Source organism: Nostoc sp. (assembly GCF_036916655.1).
Taxonomy (GTDB): Bacteria; Cyanobacteriota; Cyanobacteriia; order Cyanobacteriales; family Nostocaceae; genus Nostoc.
On record NZ_JBALFY010000026.1, the window covers coordinates 69,159 to 90,764 of the forward strand.

A 21,606-nucleotide genomic window follows, 5' to 3' on the forward strand; every position below is an offset into this window, starting at 1 on the left:
CAATAGCTAAATTTCAGTCTACTCAAGTAGACTGAAACCATTTTTCAGTCTTTTTTATAGTTAACTATTAACCATAGTAGTAGGAGTGCCCCCACCACCATTGGTGTCAACTTCAGCTGGAAATAGCTTAACTGTTGGCTTCCATGCCCACCTGGAAATTAAATTTCTTTGGCTTTTAGGCTTAAGTCTACTTCAGTAGACTGGAGATTTTTGGGGATATTTAGTCATTTTCAGATGACTTTAGCTATTATACGGAAATTTCAATTCCCGACGAACAAGCGGTTTCACGTTAAGTTGACACCAATGCCCCACCACATCATCTATTTACCTGAAAATAGCTATAGAGAACTCCACAGAATGATTGATCCAAAATCTGTCATTACGAGCGAAACGGAGTGTAGCAAAGCAATCCCAAGATTTTGCGGTTGCTTCATTTCGCTTCGCTCCATACCCTTCGGGAACGCTAGGGGCGAACGCAATGACAATTGGGCATTTCTTTTTGTGGAGGTCTCATAGTAAAAACAGAGACTTACACAGATGCAAGTCTCTGGTTGGCTTTTATGCCGATACTAACTGAAAGCTTCAGTCATTTTTTTATGGCTTTTTTACAGTATCAACTTTTGCTTCTACCTTTACTGTCTTCACACCTTGAACTTCTTTCGCTAAGGTTTCAGCTTTCTTGAGTTCTTCAACAGAAGCGGCTGTACCTTTGAGGATAATTTCACCCTCTTTGTTTTCAACTTGTAACTTGTTGCCTGGTAAGCCTTTATTCAACTTTGCGCTAACTTCAGTTTTTAAATCGCTCTTAGCTTTTGTTGCTGCTGTTTTTTCAGTATTGGTTTTAACTTTCGTACCTGTATTAGCTGCTAAAGGAGTAGCTTGTGTTTCTGGAACTTTGGCAGTTTGATTTGTCTGAGAAGCTGGTTTTGCTGGTGCTTGAGCGGCTTCATTAGTTGTGCTAGGAGTTTCAGAACCAGTTTTAGGAGCCTCTTGACAGCCAAAAGTACCAACTACCAAAATACCACTAACTAGTAATAGAATTAGCTTTTTCATTATCTATCTCCGAATTGAATAATTGAAGCGATTAATTGAGGTGTGTGTCATGGTGAGGAGCAGATGTTAAAAAGCAATTAAATGTAAAGTAGTAAAACTATCCAAGCAAGAACTCAGGTTACTGAAAATTGAAACTTAGACGATTTCTTGAGGCTAAGATTTGCAGCCAGTTTTCAAAAGCGCCAATTCAATTTTCCTAACGGTTGCTGGCTAGTATAGTTTTGCATACAGTCTGTGGTTATCTGTCAATTTAACGCAGATGCTAAGGAGCTTTATTAAGCTGAGACTGTACCGCTTGACAGTGGTGACTCGATATTATCAGATTTGAGTCAGTTTGGCGATGTCTATGACGAATTTCAAACTTCAGCCTTTTTGCAATCCTGTATAAGCATTCTTACCAACAAAATGTTACTTTATAAAACTATGGCTTACTTACAATGCCTTAAATATCAGGAAATATTAGCCAATGCCTTACCTTACTTCGGCTAGCGAAATTCGTGCTATTGTCGCTGAATATACAAACGCTAAAACACTGTGGATAGATACAGAAGTCGCTGACTATAAAAGTCGTAATCCCCGATTATCACTGATTCAGGTATTAGATAATCCTCAAGATATGAGTGGCGATCGCGTCTATCTTTTAGATGTATTAGACCAGCCTAATATTATAGCTGAATTTATTGAAAAAATTATGATAAATTCTGCTATTGAAAAAGTTTTTCACAACGCCAGTTACGATCTAAAGCTTCTCGGTAGCAAGAAAGCCAAAAATATTACTTGCACTTTGGAAATAGCAAAAAAAATTCCCTACTATCTTTTACCATTACCCAACTACCAACTCAAGACTATAGCTACAGCACTTTGCAGTTTTAACAATATCGATAAACAAGAACAAACAAGCGATTGGGGAAAACGCCCTCTGACTGAAGAACAGATAGAGTATGCTTACTTAGATTGTATTTATCTTGCTCAAATCCACTTAAACTTATTAGGATTACAAGCCCAAGCCAGCCCCGAACCCGCAACGGAAGACTTAATATCACTAAGTACCAAATACTCACAAATTGAGCAGCAATGGAAGTTGTTGAATTCAGAATTTGAGCATTTACAAGAACGTATAAAAAAAGCTATGCAGGCTCAGAACATATCTGAAACTTATGATTATAAGCTGACTAGTTATGAACGCACTACAATCAAAGTTACATTTACCGAATTGGCAAGGCTAGCACAAACTCAAGGTATTAATTTAGATTTTCCAATTACACTAACTCAGAAACTCCAAAAAGATTTAGGGCAAAATCTAGAACAATTGTCTGTAGATATTGACAAAAATACCTCTTGGCGGCTAACGCCCAAAACTCAAGAGAGTGAAGCTGAGGATGAATAAATTGTTCATTCGGCTACAAATGTCGGAATTTATAGAGTTATTGTAAAGCATAAATCTGGAAATTTAATAATTATTTTCTCGTACCTTCCCTGAGAAATCTATAAGATATTAGGGAAAATTGTCAATTAAGTTTAAAGGTCTATTAAAAGTTAAAATAATTATTGAGTTAAAGAATTAAAATCTAGGTTTTGGTATTAATTCGATTCAGGTAATATGGCAGTTTATATTAACTTATGAGACCGCGTTTATTTGAGCAAAAGCGAACAAGGGTAAATACTTTATTTACCATAGCTATTTTTACTACATTGGCTGCAACTAGCAGTATTTCTTGTAGTAAGAATGACAATGTATTGGTAACAGAAATAGGAGTCAGTCAACCTAGCCGTCGTTCAGCTACAACTTCTAAAGGTGGAGAATTCTATCTTCAGGGAAAGAATCAGCATTTAAATGGCGACTTGCAAGCTGCGATCGCATCATACAGTAAGGCAATTAGTCAAAATTCTCAATATGGCGCTGCCTACAACGGCCGGGGATTAGTCTACTTCGATTTAGGAGACAAAGAAAAAGCGATCGCAGATTACAATCAAGCACTCCGCATCAACCCTAACGACGCTGAAGCCTACAATAACTTAGGAAATGCCCGCGCCTCATTAGGAGGTAACAGAGAAGCAGTCAAAGATTACAGTGAAGCGATTCGCCTCAATCCCAACTATGCCGAAGCCTACAATAATCGAGGAAATGCCCGCGCCGCCAATGGAGACAAAAAAGGGGCAATAGACGATCTTGGTCAAGCAATTCTCCTCAACCCCAGATATGCGATCGCCTATAATAACCGAGGAAATGCCCGTGCTGCCAATGGAGATCCCAAGGGTGCGATCGCAGATTACAATCAAGCCATTCGCCTCAATCCTAACTTTGCTCCTGCCTACAATAACCGGGGAAATGCCCGCGCCACCAATGGAGACAAACAAGGGGCACTCAAAGACTTACAACAAGCAGCAAATATTTTTCAAAGTCAGGGTAACAACGACTTATATCAACAAGTGATGAATAACATCAAAGAACTTGGGCAGTAGGGAAAAGCCAAGTCAATTTAACATTAAAAGGGCGGTTAGAAACCGCGACTACACAGGCAAAACCCACCTCCGTGGTAAAAATCCTCAATTTTCTTTCTTAGTCCGCGCAGGCGGACTACCCTGCGGGAAGCCGCAAAGCGTCTATGTTTGTGTAGCCGCGAATTCTATTCGCCTTCTTTGTCCGTTAACAAAATCAGATCCCAGAACCAATGTGAATACGATCCTCAACTTCTGCAAATTTTTCCTGTGCTTGCTCTTCAGTACTCAATAGTGAAACGACAATCGCCACAATAAACGCCAGTGGGATACTGATTAATCCAGGATTTTTCAGTGGAAAGGGTGCAGAAGCGTGCTTGAGAATCGTTACCTGAATCGTAGGCGACAGATAAATTAGTACTAAAGAGGAGATAGTACCTACTAACATACTTGCAACCGCACCGTTAGTAGTGAAGCGTCGCCACAGCATGGATAAGAGTAACGCTGGGAAGTTTGCACTCGCAGCGATCGCAAATGCTAAACCTACCATATAAGCGACGTTTTGACCTTTAAACAAAATGCCCAAGAATATCGCCACCAACCCCAAAATCATTGTCGCACCACGAGCCACCTTCAGTTGTTCTGACTCATCGGCATGACCTGAACGCACTACGTTCACCCATAAATCATGAGACAGTGCAGCCGCACCTGAGAGTGTCAACCCAGCGACAACTGCCAAAATCGTTGCAAAGGAAACAGCCGCAATAAAACCTAAAAAAGCATCACCACCGAGAAATTCTGCCAACATCGGGGCAGCCATGTTACCACCAGTACCAATTTTCTCGATCGCATCTTTACCTACCAATACCATCGCTCCAAAACCCAGGATGAAGGTAAGGAGATAAAAAACGCCAATAATAGCTGTGGCATAAGTAACAGAGAGCCGCGCTGCTTTGGCATCGGGTACTGTGTAGAAACGCATTAGGATGTGAGGTAATCCAGCAGTGCCGAACATCAACGACAGTCCCAAAGAGATCGCATCCAAGGGGTTGGAAACCAGTTTGCCCGGAGCTAATACACCTGTATACTTCGCAGATGCAGCAGCGAAAAGAGCAAGTGGGTTAAAGCCAAATTGTGCCAGTACTAAGATAGCTAGTAAGATAGTTCCGCCAAGCAACAGAACTGCTTTGATAATCTGTACCCAGGTGGTGGCAATCATCCCACCAAAAATCACATAAGCCATCATCACACAACCGACAATGACCACAGCTAATTCATAATCAAAGCCAAATAATAGTTTGATTAGTTCACCAGCACCTACCATTTGGGCGATTAAGTAAAAGCTAATTACTACCAGTGTTCCAATCGCAGAGGCGATGCGTACAGGTTTTTGCTGCAAGCGATAAGCCACTACATCGGCAAAAGTGTATTTACCTAAGTTACGTAGTGGTTCGGCAATTAAGAACATGACAATCGGCCAGCCTACCAGGAAGCCGATTGAATAAATTAAGCCGTCAAAGCCGTTGAGTGCCACCAGCCCAGCGATACCTAAAAAGCTAGCTGCACTCATGAAGTCTCCTGCTAGGGCCAGCCCATTTTGGAAACCGCTAATTTTACCGCCAGCTGTATAAAACTGTGCCGTATTTTTGGTAAGCTTTGCCGCCCAATAGGTAATGCCTAAAGAACTGATAACAAAGAGAAAAAAGAAAGCGATCGCTAACGGGTTAAAGTGACCAAGACTGGTAATATCCGCCGCCAGTGGCAGATTGAACCACACACTATTCATGCTTTTTTGGTTTAGTATTTTTGAATTTGGGACTAGAAATTGCTATTGGGCATTGGGCATTGGGCATTGAAAAGAGGCAGAGCGGAAAACTCTTCTCCCTTGTTTCTTCCCTACCCCTTCATCCCCATGCCCAATTTTCACTTACGTGTCAGCCTTGCGATTTGGTCGTCGTAACTGCTATTCGCCCAACGCACGTAGATAAAAATTAATACCCATGCTGAGACAATTACTAGCGCCCCTAGTAAAATTCCCAGGCTAAGACCAGGAAATACTAATGATCCCAGCAGGGGCTTATTGAACGCGATTAATAGGATAAAGCCGAAGTAAATAAACATCATGGCTCCACTGAGAATCAGGGATATCCGCCAACGTTCAGCGGCGAGAGCCTGAAGAGCCTTTGTGCGATCGTTCATGTCTTCCTTTCGGTTGAGAAGATTAGCCCAGATTCTCTCATTGAAGTTGATTTCTGTGTAATTTTCTTAAAGATTATTAGTAAATCTATTGCTATATCAGGTAATAAAATTAACTTTACAAAGTGATATATCAAAATAACAAGACAATAGCGGCTCTGTCTTGAGTCACAAAAACATAAAACTATATGGCAATCTTATGTGAGTTGTAAGAAATTCCCTACTCTATACTTACGCAAATGAGTTCAAAAATTAAAGACGCTCGATGACTCGCTATCGGATTGCTATATCTGTGGTTTTTGACCCAGAATTACAAGTATTATATTATACAAGAGTTGTCTTGCTCAACTCAAGTATTAAATTTTTATATACTAAAACTTAAAATAAATACGTAGAGGATGTTTGAAAAGTTTTGGGCGAATATAATTCACTACCACACTGGTATTGTCCACCTTTACGTACTCACACAAAATCGATGTCTTCAACCCACGGAGGTGGGTTTCGTCTGTGTAGCCGCGAATTATATTCGCCAAGGTTGGTATTAAATTAGGCTTTTCAAACAGCCTCTAATTGTCTACACCTACAGAAAGAAGTTTGCTGTAATATTCAGTTTTTGCATAGATGCTAATAATACTATCGCCAACTGCAAAAAAAGTACCTTCTTGCTCATCTTTAGAAAATTGCAAATTTGGATATTTAGCAGCAGCTTCCTCAGCAGTCATAGCTGTTGCTTGCATTTGATCTGGCAATAGCCCAGTCGAACCTATGTAAAATACCAAGGGAGATATTTTATCTTGGTAGATATTTTCTGCATATTGTTCTAACTTTTTATGTGCCACTGTTAAAGCTGCAACCATTTCCTCTTTGTTGATCTGCTTACCAGTTTGTTTATCCTGCAATAACTGCGCCAAACTATCAGCACCAACTTTCTTAAGAATACCTCCAACAATACCATTTTGCTCAAGTCCAAGAAAATCATCAAAAATTGGTTTCATTAACTCGTCAACCTTTGTAATCTTTGTGCGTGATGACAGTAACCTATGCCTAACAGCAAGATTTTCATTAAATGCCATCTCAAAACTAGGCTTGATGAAAATTTCGCCAGTTATTCTATCATAAAGACGATACATTCTATTCAGAAATTTGTTAGCAGAAGGAAACTTACTGAAGTTAAGAATATCTTGACTACCGACATCAATTTTATAGCTAAATCTTGACTCAAGAGTACCATTAACTAAAGCTTCATGAATATCTGTGTATTCATTAGTTGTAGGGAAGTTAATGTAAACATTTTTAGACAGATAGTGCTTTTTAAACTCATCTAACTGTCCTACTACAAATACATCTGACTCCTTTCTTAAGTGAGCAGAAATAATACTAATAAGTACTTTAATTTCTGCTAGTTCATTGAATAATCCATCAATGCTGTTGTAATAGCTATTAGCAGCGACAAGGGGCAAGTTATCTAACTGAATGATATGTTCAGCATGGAAGTCAAATTCTTCTGCATCCAGTATGCCTTTTTCTTTGAGTAAGTCAAAGGCTTTTTTACTACTGATTTTGACTACTAAAGACTTTACGTTAATTTTGCCATCACTGACAATTGTATAGTTATTAAAGGTATTGAGGTCATTCACTAGCAAACCTGCTACCTCAATAGTGGGGGTTTGGTCTTCAAATTTGGCAAGTTTGACTTTACGTTTGATAAGCATATTGAGAGTAGCAGTATTGCGATTAAACTGAAACTCGCCCATACTTACATACTCAGCATTATCAATATATTCGGCTCTCAACCAAGGTTGAAGCAGTTCCCCATTTTCATTTCTAATACCTTTAACACGCTTGATACCTGTTCTTTGATAATGTTCTTGTAGGTGCTTGATATTGACGATAATATTGTTGCGGTACTGTGTAAAAATTTGGATTAATTCTACCAGAGAAATTTGATTATTCGTCATATTGCTACCTTCTACATAAAGGTCATTAACAATTCAAAATTCAAAAATAAATTCCCTGTAGAGACGGCGATTTATCGCGTCTCTCTAACCTCCCAAAAGTTTTGAGAGGTTAGTGGTGGTCAGATCCCCGACTTCTTGAAGAAGCCGGGGATCTAGCAGCCCAACAAAATTAATTTGACAGACCACTAGCTACTATGGGCATTCTTTTTATTTACTACAAATTTTGGGCATCGTCTGGTAAATTTCGCGCTGCATACTCACCGGACATTCATATTTTTATAGTACAATTGTATCATAAAAATGCCAAGTTGTGTAGACGTAGCTCGTGGTCAATATGGGTAGTTCACGCTCCAGGTTTGAAATAATCGAAGAGGCGATCGCCTGAATCTGCGCGAATCAATGCTACAACTACATCCGGTAAGGCGGTTAAACTGGGGTAAACCAAATAACGTGGTTCCCAACGCGGGCGAAACTTCTCTTTGTAAGCGTGCAATCCCTTGAAGTTGTAGAAGCGATTCAAGTGCCCATAAAGATAGTGCAATACTTTTTCCAAGCGGCGCGATTCTGGGTTGTCTCCAACTCCCGCAAGGGCAGAAAGACCAAAATTAAAGCTGTCGTAGCCACCCTCTTTAAAATGTTGGAGTAGGGAAATAAATAAAAAGTCCATTGTGCCATTTTCAAGAGATGAGCGATGTCGCATCATGTCAATAGTGGCTTCGTTGAGTTGGTACTCCCGGAGAATGTTGGCAAAGGCGCTGATCTGACCTTCAGGATTATGCACTACAGCAATCTCGCACTCTCGCAGGTAAGCTTCATCAAACCAACCCAAAGAAAATTGTTTTTCCGAACCTTGCGCCATTTTCAACCATTCATCACTGACAGGTTTGAGGAGGTGCAATAAATCATTGGCGATGGGTGGTTGATAAAAGTCGATTTGGTATCCTAGCTTAGTTAAACGACTGATTGAGGGTCTAAAGTTTTTACCGGCTTTACCTTGTAACGTAAAACTTTTTAGGTCAACGATCGCTTCTTCTCCAATCTTGAGTACTCTAAACCCCAATGACTTGTAAAGCTCAATATCATCGGGCAAAGTTTGATAAAAACTGGGATACCAGTCGTTACGCTGACAAAACTCTCGGAAAGCAACAATTGTCTCTTTGCGGTCTTCAACAGGGCCAATGGGATCTCCTAAGGCGATCGCACCCCGTCCCTTGGGAACATAAGCAATTACACTGTTACCAGAAGGACTGAAATAATAACTCTTATCATTTAAGAGTGCGATCGCTGCTAAAGAAGAACATCCATATTGCTCGACAATTTCTTTAGCTCTTTTTCGCTCATTTGTAGTTGCTAGATTCTGCCAAAACACAGGTTGCAATAGCATTAGCATTGCATAAGCAATAGTAACTGCTGCAATAATATAGATGGAGTTAGCAAAAAATTCTCCAAATCGACTCTTTGGTTGCAGTCCCCAATTATCCGCAGTGAAGAACATCGCAAAAGTCTGAACTATCGCCTCACGCCAATTAAAATTCTCGGAAAATTTGCCATCTAACAAATAAAATCCAATAGCTCCGTATGCCAGAGTAAATAATAAAGCGCCTATTAGCACTCTGACTCCCCGTGCGATAGAAGGACGGTCTGACTGCGCCGTGAAAAAATGGCGCATCAAGATTAATTGCCCCAGTAAAACTCCAGAGAGTAGACTTTCTTCATAGTCCAATCCCTTTAGCAAATGGCTGAAAATCGAAATTATTAGTAAACCAATGGTAAGCAACCAGGCTATTTTTTTTCGGCGTAATAAATTAGTAGCAAGTGTTAGTAAAATAAACCCAGTCAGAGCTGTAAATATATGACCACTGGCCCGGATATCAAATGGCAAAAATTCCTTCAACCAGTGATTTCTACCATACAGATTAGGCGTCACTGCTGATAACAAATTTACTACTCCGACTAAACCTGTAAGGAATGCCGCACTCCAAAGTCCAATCTGAGTTTTTAAATTATTAGTCATTAGTCGTTAGTCATTAGTCATTGGTCATTAGTCATTAGTCATTTGTTTTGGTGTTAAGTAAGTCGGTGCTAATATTTCCAGCTATGTTAAGGAATTTTAATGTAGGGTGCGTTGTCGCAAAGCGCAACGCACCGTCAACAGTCTCAGGTGCGTTAGCCTACGGCGTAACACACCCTACAGCTAATTTATATTTCTTCATATACATTGAATTTTTCTCACCGACTTACTTAAAACTCTTAACTCCTAACTTTTTTGAAACTGTTCACCTACATACGATAGCGAATCTTTAAGATGTTTGTGAAAGTAGTTCCAGCCTATATCTGCACCAGACAAACCATGACCTCCAGGAAATGCATAAAATACGTGAGCAATGCCTAACTGATTCAAGGTTTCGTTAAAAGCTTTGGTAGAAGCTAGTAAATTACTATCATTCATACCCGCATCCAGGTAAACACGCAATTGCTTGCGATCTTGGGGCGATAGCTGCTGCACAATTTGTTGGGGACTATTTTGTGAACCACTGTTATCGCTAAAATAACCGCTATGGCTAAACAATATCTGGAAGTTGTTAAGATGCCGTAACCCAATATTAAAAGCCCCCCATCCTCCAGAAGACAAACCTCCCAGCGCCCAAGATTGGGGTTTTTCTAAAGTGCGATAGCGCGACTTGACAACTTGCACTAATTCTGAACCAATTAAAGTTCCCAGTTTACCATTTGCCCCATCAAAGTAATCGGGGTCATATAAAGGACTAGAACCACGATTATCATTACCATCGGGTGTAATCACAATCGATGGTGGTAATTTTCGACTTTGATAAAGTTCGTGCAGTACGTCTAAGAGTGCATATTTATCAACATAAGCACGGGCATCATCATGACCACCGTGTAGCAAGAAGATTACAGGGTATCGCTTTTGCGGATTTTTGCTATAACCAGGGGGCAAAATCACGCCATAATTACGGACTGCACCCATTGCTTGAGAGTTAAAGGTTGCTAATTGAAATTTTAGCCCAGTATTGGCCTCTTCTTGGGGTGGGTCTAGTTGGGGCGCACCTAAGATGAATACATAATAATAACCAGCGCTGGTGAGGAGTGCGATCGCTCCTATCAAGATAATTAAAAGTTTATAAATCTTCATATTTTTTAGCATTTGAAAAAATCACCCCCATTAGAACTTACTATAACGATTTTTGTTTTACACGGATATATGTATACACACCATAATCTGTTAAACCTCGTCTACCTTGAGAACCGTAGTTTTATAGGTTGGTGCAGCGATAGCGTAACCCAACATAAAATCTGGTGGTAATGTTGGGTTGCGTTTCACTCCACCCAACCTACATAAATGTATCTTTTAAAAAACTCTAGGTTTCAACATAGATGAGGTTTAGGAGAGAAGTCATAGTGTATTTTTAGGGATTGTTATTACCTAGAAATTTAGCTTTTAATTCTTCTAATTCTTGATCTATTTTATTTGTACTAGGAGGCTGAGAGGTGGGGTTTGGTGGCTGTACTTTATTTGGTTGAGGTTTACTGCTACCCATAAATTGGGTTTTCATTTCTTCTAATTCCCTCTCAAGTTGACTAGGAGATTTCGATAAAAAAGCGGGTGGAGAATTGGGTGGTGGTTGAGGGATAGGTTTTGCCGCAATCGCTGGTGTGACTGCAACTTTTGAGTATTGATTTAAGTCTTTGAGAACTTCATCGACTGTTTGATAACGCCGAACTGGAATACTTTCTAGCATCTTGTTCAGAATACGACTCAACGGATTACTAATCGGAGTTTGCAGGTATTGCTGCCAAACCCATGTATCGTTTTGAGTATCATAAGAGTCAAAGGGCGATCGCTGGGTTAATAAATTTACACAAGTAGCACCCAAACTGTAAATATCGCTAGCGAAAACAGCCCGACCCCTCATTTGTTCAGGTGCAACATATTCTGGACTACCAATACTAGTACCGGTTCTATTTAAAGCAGTGCCAGTGGCAGATTTAGCCGCACCAAAATCTACTAACACTAGTTTGCTATCACCGCTACGTAAAATAATATTTTCTGGCTTAATATCACGGTGAATTACGTGTCTGGCGTGACAAAATTGCAAAACTGACAATAAATCATTCAATAGTTGCCAGATTTGCGTTTCACTAAAAGCCCCTCTATGTGCTAGTTCCTGGGCTAAGTTTTGTCCGTCAATAAATTCTTGTACAAGATACTGCCGGGCTTCTTGGGTAAAATATGCCAGTAGTTCAGGAATTTGGGGATGTTTGCCCAATTCATCTAACTGCACTGCTTCTTGATTAAATAACTCTACAGCCTTTGCAAGAGTGTTCGTGCCTTGGGATTGGGGATAAAATTGCTTAATTACGCAGCGTGGTTTGGAGGGTTTATCTTCATCCACAGCTAAGAAAGTTTTGCCAAAACCACCTTGTCCGATTGGTTTGATAGCACGGTAACGTTCTTTGAGGAGTAACTTAGAACCGCAAGTCACACAAAAATTGACATGATCGGAATTTTCCGGCTTGGGACAATGGGGATTAAGGCAGTAGCTCATACAGGCGATCGCTCTTATATGTCTTTATTTTCCCCTGTCCCAGGCAAAAGGGGGTAATTAACAGATTTTGGATTTTGGATTTTAAATTTTGGATTTGTGTCACCCAGAAGGGTTGAAAGTACGTAGTGGGATGTTAGAACCAAAAAAGAATCTAAAATCTAACATTGGCTCGCGATGTCTACGACAGGCTACGCCTATGCACTGTTAACTACCCTATACTTTCTATAACTGGATGGAAGTAGAAGGCGAACCCCAATACTGTATAGGCGGCTAATAACAAAGTGCCTTCCAGCCAATTGGACTTACCATCAGAACTAATGCTGTTGGCAATCAACACTGACACAACCACAGCTACTAATTCAAAGGGTTTGAAATCTAAATCCATTGGTTGGCCTAATATCCGCCCTGTGATAACTAACACGGGCGCGACAAATAGGGCAATCTGCATACTCGATCCCACAGCTACCGAGAGGGAAAGATCCATCTTATTTTTCATTGCCACGGTGACTGCTGTGGCGTGTTCAGCCGCGTTACCGACGATGGGAACTAATATCACCCCTGTAAACAGCGCCGTCAAACCTAGCTGAGATGTGGCCACTTCCAGAGAATCTACTAGCATTTCTGACTCAATTGCCACTAGCAAGGTACATACTAGCAACACGCCAACCCACAACATCATATTTGGTTTCGTGTGGGGTGTTTCCTCTTCTTCTGACTCCGCTACGCCCACATCATATAAATAAGAGTGGGTTTTCATCGAAAATAGCAGCGTTAGGGCGTAAACCAAAATTAATACTACGGCAACAGCAATAGAAAGATTTTGCAGTGTTTCTTCGTTAATTCCTTGAGAAGTGTAATTCATTGCCGTTGGCATCAAAATGGCAATCACCGCCAAATTCATCGAAGCAGCATTTACCCGCGCCACAATTGGCTGAAATGTCTGTTCTTTGTAGCGCAGTCCTCCCAAAAGCATGGAAAAACCCATCACCAGTAGTAAGTTGCTAATAATCGATCCCGTGATACTGGCTTTGACTACATCGATTAATCCAGCGTTCAGGGCTACTAGGGCAATGATTAATTCTGTGGCGTTGCCAAAGGTGGCGTTTAACAAGCCCCCTAATGATGGCCCGACTACGACAGCAATTTCTTCTGTGGCTGTACCCATCCAAGCTGCTAAGGGCAAAATTGCTAATCCAGCTGTAATGAAAACTATCAATTCTCCCCACTCCAGAAAGTGGGCTGCGACAGAAACCGGGATAAATAGTAGTAAAGCGAAAAGAATAATGTTTTTGGTTGACATTTCTTGTTTTGGGTTGAGGGTATCATTCACAGCGAGCAATCCTAAGTTTTAAATTTGGAGTGTTGAATTAATAATCACTTTCATTCAGCACTCCGATATGGTACTCTCAACCGACTGTAGACCAATTCAGAGATTGTACTGTTTTCAGCTCACTGTTGCGAATGTTGTGTAAAATCAGATTGCGATATAATGAGTTTTCGTAATCTTTTGTTGCAAAAGTATGAAATTGAGCCAAAACATTACATCAAAAATGGGGTTTAATATATTAAAAGACAATTAAAATTTGATTGACGCCCAAGAAGATAAAACCCCTAACTGAGGCTTTGTTCAATGGCTAATTACTTTAAGCCTTCAGGGAAAGGGCTGTGCGATAACGCAGATTTCCCACTACAATAAAACAGCTTTGTCAAAAATTTAGTTGGATTCCATAGTTGTTGTTTATACCGGATTTTGTGTTCAAACTATTGTAGTAAGGTTTACGCACAATGCTTTCGGTGCAACTGCAAGTTTTTTGTTTTGGATAAATATACATGACTTCTGCTGCTGAAATGCCGGCTAGCTCTGGCTCAACGTTAACATTACATTCAGATCCCAATAACACCAAAGAAACCGATCCCCTGAGAAAGGCTAATGGTGTTTACGTGACGGTGCATGGTCATTTTTACCAGCCACCAAGGGAAAACCCTTATCTGGACGCAATTGAACGCCAACCGAGCGCTGCACCTTTCCATGATTGGAATGAGCGGATTCATTGGGAATGCTATCGTCCGAATGCCTTTGCCAGAGTCTTAAACGATCAAGGCGAAGTGGTGGGGATCGTCAACAATTACGAATATTTCAGTTTTAATATCGGGCCAACGCTGATGTCGTGGCTAGAACGCTACGATGTGGAGGTTTATCAGCGGATTTTAGAGGCAGATGCCAAGAGTAGCCAACGCTTGAATGGTCATGGCAATGCGATCGCGCAAGTATACAATCACATCATCATGCCTCTGGCCAATGAGCGCGACAAATATACCCAAATTCGCTGGGGTAAAGAAGACTTCCGCTCCCGTTTTGGGCGCGATCCCGAAGGAATGTGGTTAGCAGAAACCGCTGTAGATTACGCAACCCTAGAAGCTCTTGTTGCTGAGGGTATTCGCTTCATTATCCTTGCACCATCTCAAGCACTGCGTTGCCGTCCACTGCCTACTCCAGAACATCCTCATCCTGAATGGATCGAAGTCGGTGGTAGTCAGATTGATTCCACGCGTCCCTACCGTTGTTATTTGCAGCCCACACTAGATACTTCATCTTCACTTCTAAGTGCGATCAAGGAAGGGAATGGGGATAGTAACCACTCCCCACTCCCCACTCCCCACTCCCTCCCGTACATTGATATCTTCTTCTACGATGGCCCGATATCGCGGGATATGGGTTTTAGTGATGTGGTTTATAATTCCAGTCGTTTTGCCGGACGTATCGGTTCAGCAGTACGTGGGGATCATCGCCCAGCACAGTTGATCTCTGTGGCGACAGATGGGGAAACCTTCGGACACCACAAAAAGGGAACTGAAAAAACTTTAGCCTACGCCTTTACTAAAGAGTTTCCTCAACAAGGTTGGACGGTAACGAACTTTGCCCACTACCTGAGCTTAAATTCTCCCAGTTGGGAAGTGGAATTAAAGTCAGTCACAGCTTGGAGTTGCGCTCACGGTGTCGGTAGATGGGAGGATGATTGTGGTTGTGGTGGAGAGGGCGGTGTTTGGCATCAAAAATGGCGTCGTCCTTTGCGGGATGCCCTAAATTGGCTGCGGGATCAGCTAACTGAAGTGTATGCAGAACATGGTAGACAGTTATTTCGCGATCCCTGGCTAGCACGAGATGAATATATCCAAATATTGCGCGATCGCTCTGCTAACAATGTCAACCGTTTCTTAGCCTGTCATCAAACCCACAAACTAACGGCAGCCGAACAAGTAGACGCTTTGCGCCTGTTAGAAATGCAGCGTCACGCGTTGTTAATGTTCACGAGTTGCGGTTGGTTTTTTGAAGAAATTTCCCGTCCAGAGGGGACGCAAATTCTGCGCTATGCTGCCCGTGCTTTAGAATTGGCAGGAGAAGTAGCTGGTGTGCAGTTAGAAAAAGGCTTCGTCAAACGCCTTGGTTTAGCTCCTAGTAATGTAGATGAGTTTAAACACGGTGCGGAAATTTATCGGCAACTGGTGTTAACTGCCCAACTTGGTTTTAAGCAAGTAGCAGCCCATTACGCCATTACTTCCCTATTTACCAATCAGAAACCAGCAGAAACGCACAATTCCCTACCGAGAAAAGATGCTGCTGACAAACAGTCTCAGCGTTACCACAAAAAGGTTTATTGCTACGCTGCCAATGAGTTAGATTACCAACTGCAACGGATGGGATCGCTAACTCTGGCTGTGGGAAATTTAAAGCTAGTATCAGAGATTACTTGGGAAAGTGAGCATTTGGTATTTGCGGTTCTGCATTTGGGAGGCTGGGATTTCCACTGTGGTATTCAACAATTTACCGGGCGGCGTGATTACAGCCAATTAAAAGAAAAGCTGTTTGGGGCGCTAAAACAAGCTAGCGCGGCTCATACCATCTTGGCGATGACGCAGCTATTTGGAGAAGAAGCTTTCAGCTTGCAAAATCTATTTGCTGAAGAACGCCACCGGATTATGCGGCTGCTGAGTCAGGAAACACTGGCACGTTTAGGACAGTTATATACTCAAGCCTATCGTGATAATTACGGTGTGCTGATGGCGTTTCATCGTGATGAAATCGCAGTACCGCAAGAATTGCAGGTGGCAGCCGATATTGCTTTAGGGCATCGCTGTCTGATGACATTGCGATCGCTTGAGCAAGATATCGCTGATCCCCAAAAGAGTTGGAGTCACATCTTAGAATTAGAAGCGATCGCTACTGAAGCAAAACATCTGCGTTGTCGGCTGAATATTCCTGACGGTAAGCAGATGTTAGAACAGTTAATAGCGCGATCGCTTTGGCAATTGTTGCACGATGCCAATGGTAGTTTTAATGCAGATATCCAACTGTTAGAGCGATTGATTGATGTCGGGGATCAACTAAATATTGATGTTTCCCTACAGCGATCGCAAGAACTATACTTTAGTTGTTTGCACAGTCAGATAGCGCCAGTGTGTATTACTAACCTTGACAATGAAGGAAATAATCAGTGTCTTCAGTTGCTCAAGTTGGGCAAAAAGTTAGCTGTTGATGTCAGCACAATCTCAAATCAATTGGGATAAGTGCGTAATGTATCCAAAACCCTAATTGTAGAGACGCGATAAATCGCGTCTTGATTGAGAACCGTCATAAATCAAAATGCCGCCGGAAACGGGGATCAATATTGTCTGTTTTCTGCTGATTGCAGTTTAAGCAAAGAGTTTGCAGATTGCTGATATCATTTTGACCGCCACGGGCGAGAGGAATGATATGGTCAATGCTGAGGTTCGTTTCTGCGGTAGTTTTACCGCAGCTTCGGCATTGGTATTGATCGCGTTGAAAAACATATTTCTTTACTTCCGGCGGAATACGAATGCGGGGAGTTTTGCTCATTTGTTTTCTAATTACTATTGAAGAAGAATTCAAGAGTCAGAATCAAGACGCGACTCGAAAATACTCGCGATCGCAGACTCTCATAGAGAAGGCTTTACGCTGCGCTATCCGCCAGTCATACAGAAAAAATTGCTGAATTCTGACTCCTGACTCCTGAATTCTGTTTGATAAATCCTTCCAAGCTGGGAACATCTACCCAGCTTGCTTTTTGATGAGATTCATGAGATAAATCCATCAACAACTGAGAATAAATTCCTTCTCGTAATGATGGTGTAATTTCCTGATTGCGTTCAATTCCCTCTACCCATTGGTCTACTACGCGGATAAATGCCGAAATGCGCCCATCAGCATGATTATTGGAGAAAATCAACCGATTCGGTATTTCTATTTCCGTTAGAGGTTTACCAATCTGGGAACCCCAAACCCGAAAACCATGTATATAATCTTTTTGATTTTCACTGCCCACTATTAATGTACCGCGATCGCCATATACTTCTACCCAATGGGTTCTTGGTGCATGAACAACCGTGCTGATAGAAAGTTGACAAGGTGTGCCATCTGCCAATTCCAGGGTTAATATACAGTTGTCATCTGTATCCACTGACTTAGATTCCCCACTCACAGGGTCAACTCGTGTGGGAATCGCAGTCGTTAAATGGGCGTTTAATCTACGGACTGGCCCAAATAACCAGTGAATATAATCAAAGGCGTGAGAACCCAAAGATCCTAATGCGCCGCCTCCCTTATCTTTCTCAGAGTACCAATTCCAAGGGCGTGAAGTATCAGCACGAGAAGAACCTAACCAATCAATTTTAATTAGGCGTAACTTACCCACATAGTTTTCTGACAATAATTCTGCAAACAACTGCCATGCTGGTACAAAGCGGAATTCAAAGTCTACAGTTGCAATCACGCCTTTTGCTTTAGCTAACTGATAAAGTTCCTTAGCTTCATCTACATTTAAAGTTGTCGGTTTTTCTAGTAATAAATGTTTCCCAGCTTGCAATACAGTTTTTGCCATTTCATAGTGTAAAAATGGCGGTGTAGAGATGCTAACTGCTTGCACTTCTGGTAATGCCACAATATCTGTAAGAGAGTCAGAAGCGTGGGGGATATTATGGGATTCTGCTATGGCTTTGGCTTTATTGATATCTCGGTGATAAACAGCAACCACTTCAGTGCGAGGATGCGCTTGGAATCCAGGGATGTGGACTTTTTGACCAAAGCCGGTGCCTGCGATCGCAATTCCAATCATATCATTTTTGCTCCTATTGATTCCTTATTAAACCCCAATAATCTTACCCCGCAAAAGGTACGCTTTGTTTTTTATCGCAAAAATCTAATTTTCAAAGAATAACGATAATGTTCACTATTGTAAGCTTTAATAGCAGCGAAAAAATACAACATATAATTTAAATATCAGCTTTAATGAAATTAGTTATATGATAAAAATTAATAATCCTGGCTATAAAATTACAGATAATTCTCTACTTAATTATCTATAAAAAAGCCAAACAATAGCTTAACATCTGAGGTATTTATCTGTCATATATTTTAGGAAGAAGTTGTATTTACCAAACTATGTCTCTTGAAAGCTAGTGCAGAACAAGTATCAGATGAGAAGGCTAAAACTGCCTAATAAAGCACTACATAAAGCTTTTCACTAGGAATATGGTAAATCAAAAAACGCTACATTGTTGATTAAAACTATTTTTTTGATGCTGCAATAGACTCTGCTCCAGCATAACCCATCGCTATTTGTTCTTATTCGCTGATAGTATTTGATAAGGAACAATTATATACAGCTAATATCAGGCATTTTTATGTATATTAGCTATGCAACTTTTAACGCAGTCTGATTTGTATGATGTTGAGAATACTGCAAAATAGGAATTTCAATAATTTTACTTGTCTAAATACTAATTAGAGTTTATAGTGATACGGTGTTTCTCGTTTCACTTTCTCGGCAGGTTTCTACCATGAATTATTCTCGCAAATTACAAAAGTATTTTGCATGTTTCTCTTTGTCTGTAGTATTAGCATCTGATTTATTACTCACACAAAAAGCTCCTCCAGTTTTAGCCCAAATAGCAAATTCATCTATCGGTAATGCTGTGACATTCACTTGCGGTGATAGTGAAGCAACAATCAAAGCTAAAAATGGCCCCAGAGTAGTTAGTGGAACAACAAGCTTTTACATTGGTTATCGGCAAGTCTCATCTAATAACAAAAATCCTAGAACTATCCGCTTTAATAATGGGATAAAAGCCTGGTGTCGTGATGATTATGAAACAACTGGGGACGATGGTACAGGTTATGGATTGTATTGGGATGGGGGCAATGTTTTATATGGCGTTTACTCTTCCACTGGCAGTCAGACAGGTAATGATTTTCGCCGCTTTGCTACTGGGCGTTGGTTGTCTAGCTATGGTAGCGGAGGCGGGCCAAAAGTTGCAGTTATAGCCCGGATTAATCCAGCCAATGGCGAGGTTTATTATGCCACATTCTTATCTGCTAAAAAGGCGGATGATGGCAAAACTAACTCTTTAGTTGTCAATGCTCTCTCATGGAACGGCACAAATTTGACTGTGCAAGCAAAATCATGGTGGACTCCCCGTCGTGCCAATACAAATTCCATGAATTGTTCTGGTTCATCACCTTATCAATACACAGTTATTTTCACTGGCGATTTAACAACAGTGAATTCTGCTTCAGCAAATACTTGTAGTTAAAAAGAAGAATTTAGCGGTCACATTGCTCAATTTGTCATTGTAAATCCTCTAAATCTCCCAATTTATCAGGCGATTTAGAGGAATTTTTGTCTAGACTGTTGACTATAGCAATCCTAAATGAGTTGTGAAAATCGAGAGACTCAGATCCCCGACTTCTCAAAGAAGTCGGGGATCTTATTGTTCTTCATCGACTTATTTAATGATTGTGCGATCGCGCTTTCGCTCAAATTTCCGATTTCACTTCTTAATAAGCCACTAGCTTTAGTAAGTTATATAAGACTATTTTATATATCTAAAGAGATAAAAATAAAATTCTGATATTGAATCGTTTTCAAAACTTATCCTTTTTTGGAAGCAAGCACGAAGAAACAAGGTTTTGAATATTATTTGATGAGAGTAATAAAATAGCCCTAAAATCATCAGGTATTAAATGATTACTAGAATTAACTTTAGTAACTCGATTGTCTGTATACTTAATCTTGTTAATGAGTAAAAATTCTATGCCATCAGTGTAGTAGCATCTGCATAACTTTCTAGTTTTGATGGGTTGAACGAGCAACAATACTTCTCGGTTAAGCTTTTTAACTCGGAATCGGGTTTGGGATAAAGGGTAAAGGATAAGGGTTAAAGGTTTTTTCTTTCCCTTTTCCCTTAACCGAGAAGTATTGGAATGAGCAAGGTTTAACCCCTTATTTTGTAGTATTGTTTTTCAAAAATAAAATTGGATTCTGATATTAAATCTATAAGAATCCTTGTCCAAATTTTACAAAAGGAAAAATATGCCAGGAAGTACATTAACGACGGCTCAAAACATTGGTATTCTCACATCTTTTAACTACACTGATGCTATCAACAATGCAAATCCACTTGATTACTATAAATTTTCGCTGACAGGCACAAATAATATTACTTTGCTTTTGAAGGGAGTGACTCAAAATTATGTCAATGCCTTCATCTACTACGATAGCAATAATAATGGATTGATTGAGAGTGGAGAACAACTTTATTCTGATTATGCTGGCTCCAGTCGAAACGGTCAAATTACTACAACATTAGGAGCCGGAAATTACTATATTGGAATTACTCAAAATTCTACCAACGTCAACTCTAACTATTCCTTACAGTTAGCAGCCACATCTACACCTCCTTCCATTCCTTCAAATCCTGGGAACACACTCAGCACTGCTTATAATATTGGCAATCTAACTAGTACTCAGACCATCAAAGAATTTGTCGGAAATGTAGATCCAGTTGATTATTACAAATTCTCCCTGACAGGAACAAATGATATTACTTTGCTTTTGAGTGGAGTGAGTCAATACTATGTCAATGCCTTCATCTATTACGATAGTAATAATAATGGATTGATTGAGAGTGGAGAACAACTTTACTCTGATTATGCTAGTAATGGTCGGAATGGTCAAATTACTGCAACATTAGGAGCCGGGAATTACTATGTTGGAATTGCAGCCAATACCAATGTTAATTCCAATTATTCCTTACAGTTAGCAGCCACATCTAGGACTTCTTCTATTCCTTCAAATCCTGGGAACACACTCAGCACTGCTTATAATATTGGAAATCTAACTAGTACTCAGACTATTCAAGAATTTGTCGGAAATGTAGACCCAGTTGATTATTACAAATTCTCCCTGACAGGCACAAATGATATTACTTTGCTTTTGAGTGGAGCAGGGTTAGCGCATCTCAAACCCTATTGACAGTAGGATTCTAGGAGAGTGTTGAATTTGGGAGAGCCGCCGCCAAAACAGAAACCATATACT

General features: G+C 40.5%; 15 protein-coding genes. 5 read left to right on the top strand and 10 right to left on the bottom strand.

What is annotated here, in order from left to right; translation table 11 throughout:
• Positions 1-594: 594 nt before the first annotated feature.
• Positions 595-1,053, bottom strand: coding sequence for a BON domain-containing protein (locus V7L31_RS08565; RefSeq protein ID WP_334695819.1), 459 nt, complete (start codon positions 1,051-1,053; stop codon positions 595-597).
• Between the two features lie 466 nt (positions 1,054-1,519).
• Between V7L31_RS08565 and V7L31_RS08570 the strand changes: the two genes are divergently transcribed.
• Positions 1,520-2,440, top strand: a complete 921-nt coding sequence (locus V7L31_RS08570) for a ribonuclease D (RefSeq protein WP_334695820.1) — start codon at positions 1,520-1,522, stop codon at positions 2,438-2,440.
• A 233-nt stretch (positions 2,441-2,673) separates the two neighbouring features.
• Positions 2,674-3,516, top strand: a complete 843-nt coding sequence (locus V7L31_RS08575) for a tetratricopeptide repeat protein (RefSeq protein WP_334695821.1) — start codon at positions 2,674-2,676, stop codon at positions 3,514-3,516.
• A gap of 193 nt (positions 3,517-3,709) precedes the next feature.
• On the opposite strand, the gene V7L31_RS08580 is transcribed toward V7L31_RS08575, so the two are convergent.
• The 7 genes from V7L31_RS08580 to cax form a co-directional block, all read right to left on the bottom strand.
• On the bottom strand, positions 3,710-5,278 hold the full coding sequence (locus V7L31_RS08580) for a sodium:solute symporter family transporter (RefSeq protein ID WP_334695822.1): 1,569 nt from the start codon (positions 5,276-5,278) through the stop codon (positions 3,710-3,712).
• A gap of 137 nt (positions 5,279-5,415) precedes the next feature.
• Positions 5,416-5,691, bottom strand: a complete 276-nt coding sequence (locus V7L31_RS08585; RefSeq protein ID WP_334695823.1) for a DUF485 domain-containing protein — start codon at positions 5,689-5,691, stop codon at positions 5,416-5,418.
• A gap of 563 nt (positions 5,692-6,254) precedes the next feature.
• Positions 6,255-7,646: a hypothetical protein gene (locus V7L31_RS08590; protein WP_334695824.1), complete on the bottom strand. Its 1,392-nt coding sequence runs from the start codon at positions 7,644-7,646 to the stop codon at positions 6,255-6,257.
• A gap of 343 nt (positions 7,647-7,989) precedes the next feature.
• A complete protein-coding gene (locus V7L31_RS08595) occupies positions 7,990-9,660 on the bottom strand; it encodes a phosphatidylglycerol lysyltransferase domain-containing protein (protein ID WP_334695825.1) in 1,671 nt (556 codons plus the stop codon).
• Between the two features lie 243 nt (positions 9,661-9,903).
• A complete protein-coding gene (locus V7L31_RS08600) occupies positions 9,904-10,800 on the bottom strand; it encodes an alpha/beta hydrolase (protein WP_334695826.1) in 897 nt (298 codons plus the stop codon).
• Between the two features lie 274 nt (positions 10,801-11,074).
• Complete coding sequence (locus V7L31_RS08605; protein WP_334695827.1) at positions 11,075-12,214, bottom strand: serine/threonine-protein kinase; 1,140 nt, start codon at positions 12,212-12,214, stop codon at positions 11,075-11,077.
• A gap of 208 nt (positions 12,215-12,422) precedes the next feature.
• On the bottom strand, positions 12,423-13,514 hold the full coding sequence (cax, locus tag V7L31_RS08610) for a calcium/proton exchanger (RefSeq protein ID WP_334695828.1): 1,092 nt from the start codon (positions 13,512-13,514) through the stop codon (positions 12,423-12,425).
• Between the two features lie 530 nt (positions 13,515-14,044).
• Here cax and V7L31_RS08615 point away from each other — a divergent pair.
• Positions 14,045-16,780, top strand: coding sequence for a DUF3536 domain-containing protein (locus tag V7L31_RS08615; RefSeq protein ID WP_334695829.1), 2,736 nt, complete (start codon positions 14,045-14,047; stop codon positions 16,778-16,780).
• Positions 16,781-16,844: 64 nt separating this feature from the next.
• Here the strand turns inward: V7L31_RS08615 and V7L31_RS08620 are convergent, their stop codons facing one another.
• Positions 16,845-17,090: an HNH endonuclease gene (locus tag V7L31_RS08620; RefSeq protein ID WP_334695830.1), complete on the bottom strand. Its 246-nt coding sequence runs from the start codon at positions 17,088-17,090 to the stop codon at positions 16,845-16,847.
• Positions 17,091-17,205: 115 nt separating this feature from the next.
• On the bottom strand, positions 17,206-18,345 hold the full coding sequence (locus V7L31_RS08625; RefSeq protein WP_334695831.1) for a Gfo/Idh/MocA family protein: 1,140 nt from the start codon (positions 18,343-18,345) through the stop codon (positions 17,206-17,208).
• Positions 18,346-19,069: 724 nt separating this feature from the next.
• On the opposite strand from V7L31_RS08625, the gene V7L31_RS08630 reads away from it, so the two are divergent.
• Both V7L31_RS08630 and V7L31_RS08635 read left to right on the top strand, forming a co-directional pair.
• Positions 19,070-19,822: a hypothetical protein gene (locus tag V7L31_RS08630; protein WP_334695832.1), complete on the top strand. Its 753-nt coding sequence runs from the start codon at positions 19,070-19,072 to the stop codon at positions 19,820-19,822.
• Between the two features lie 779 nt (positions 19,823-20,601).
• Entirely contained in the window at positions 20,602-21,543 is a 942-nt protein-coding gene (locus V7L31_RS08635; RefSeq protein WP_334695833.1) for a hypothetical protein, read from the top strand.
• The last annotated feature ends 63 nt before the right edge of the window (positions 21,544-21,606 follow it).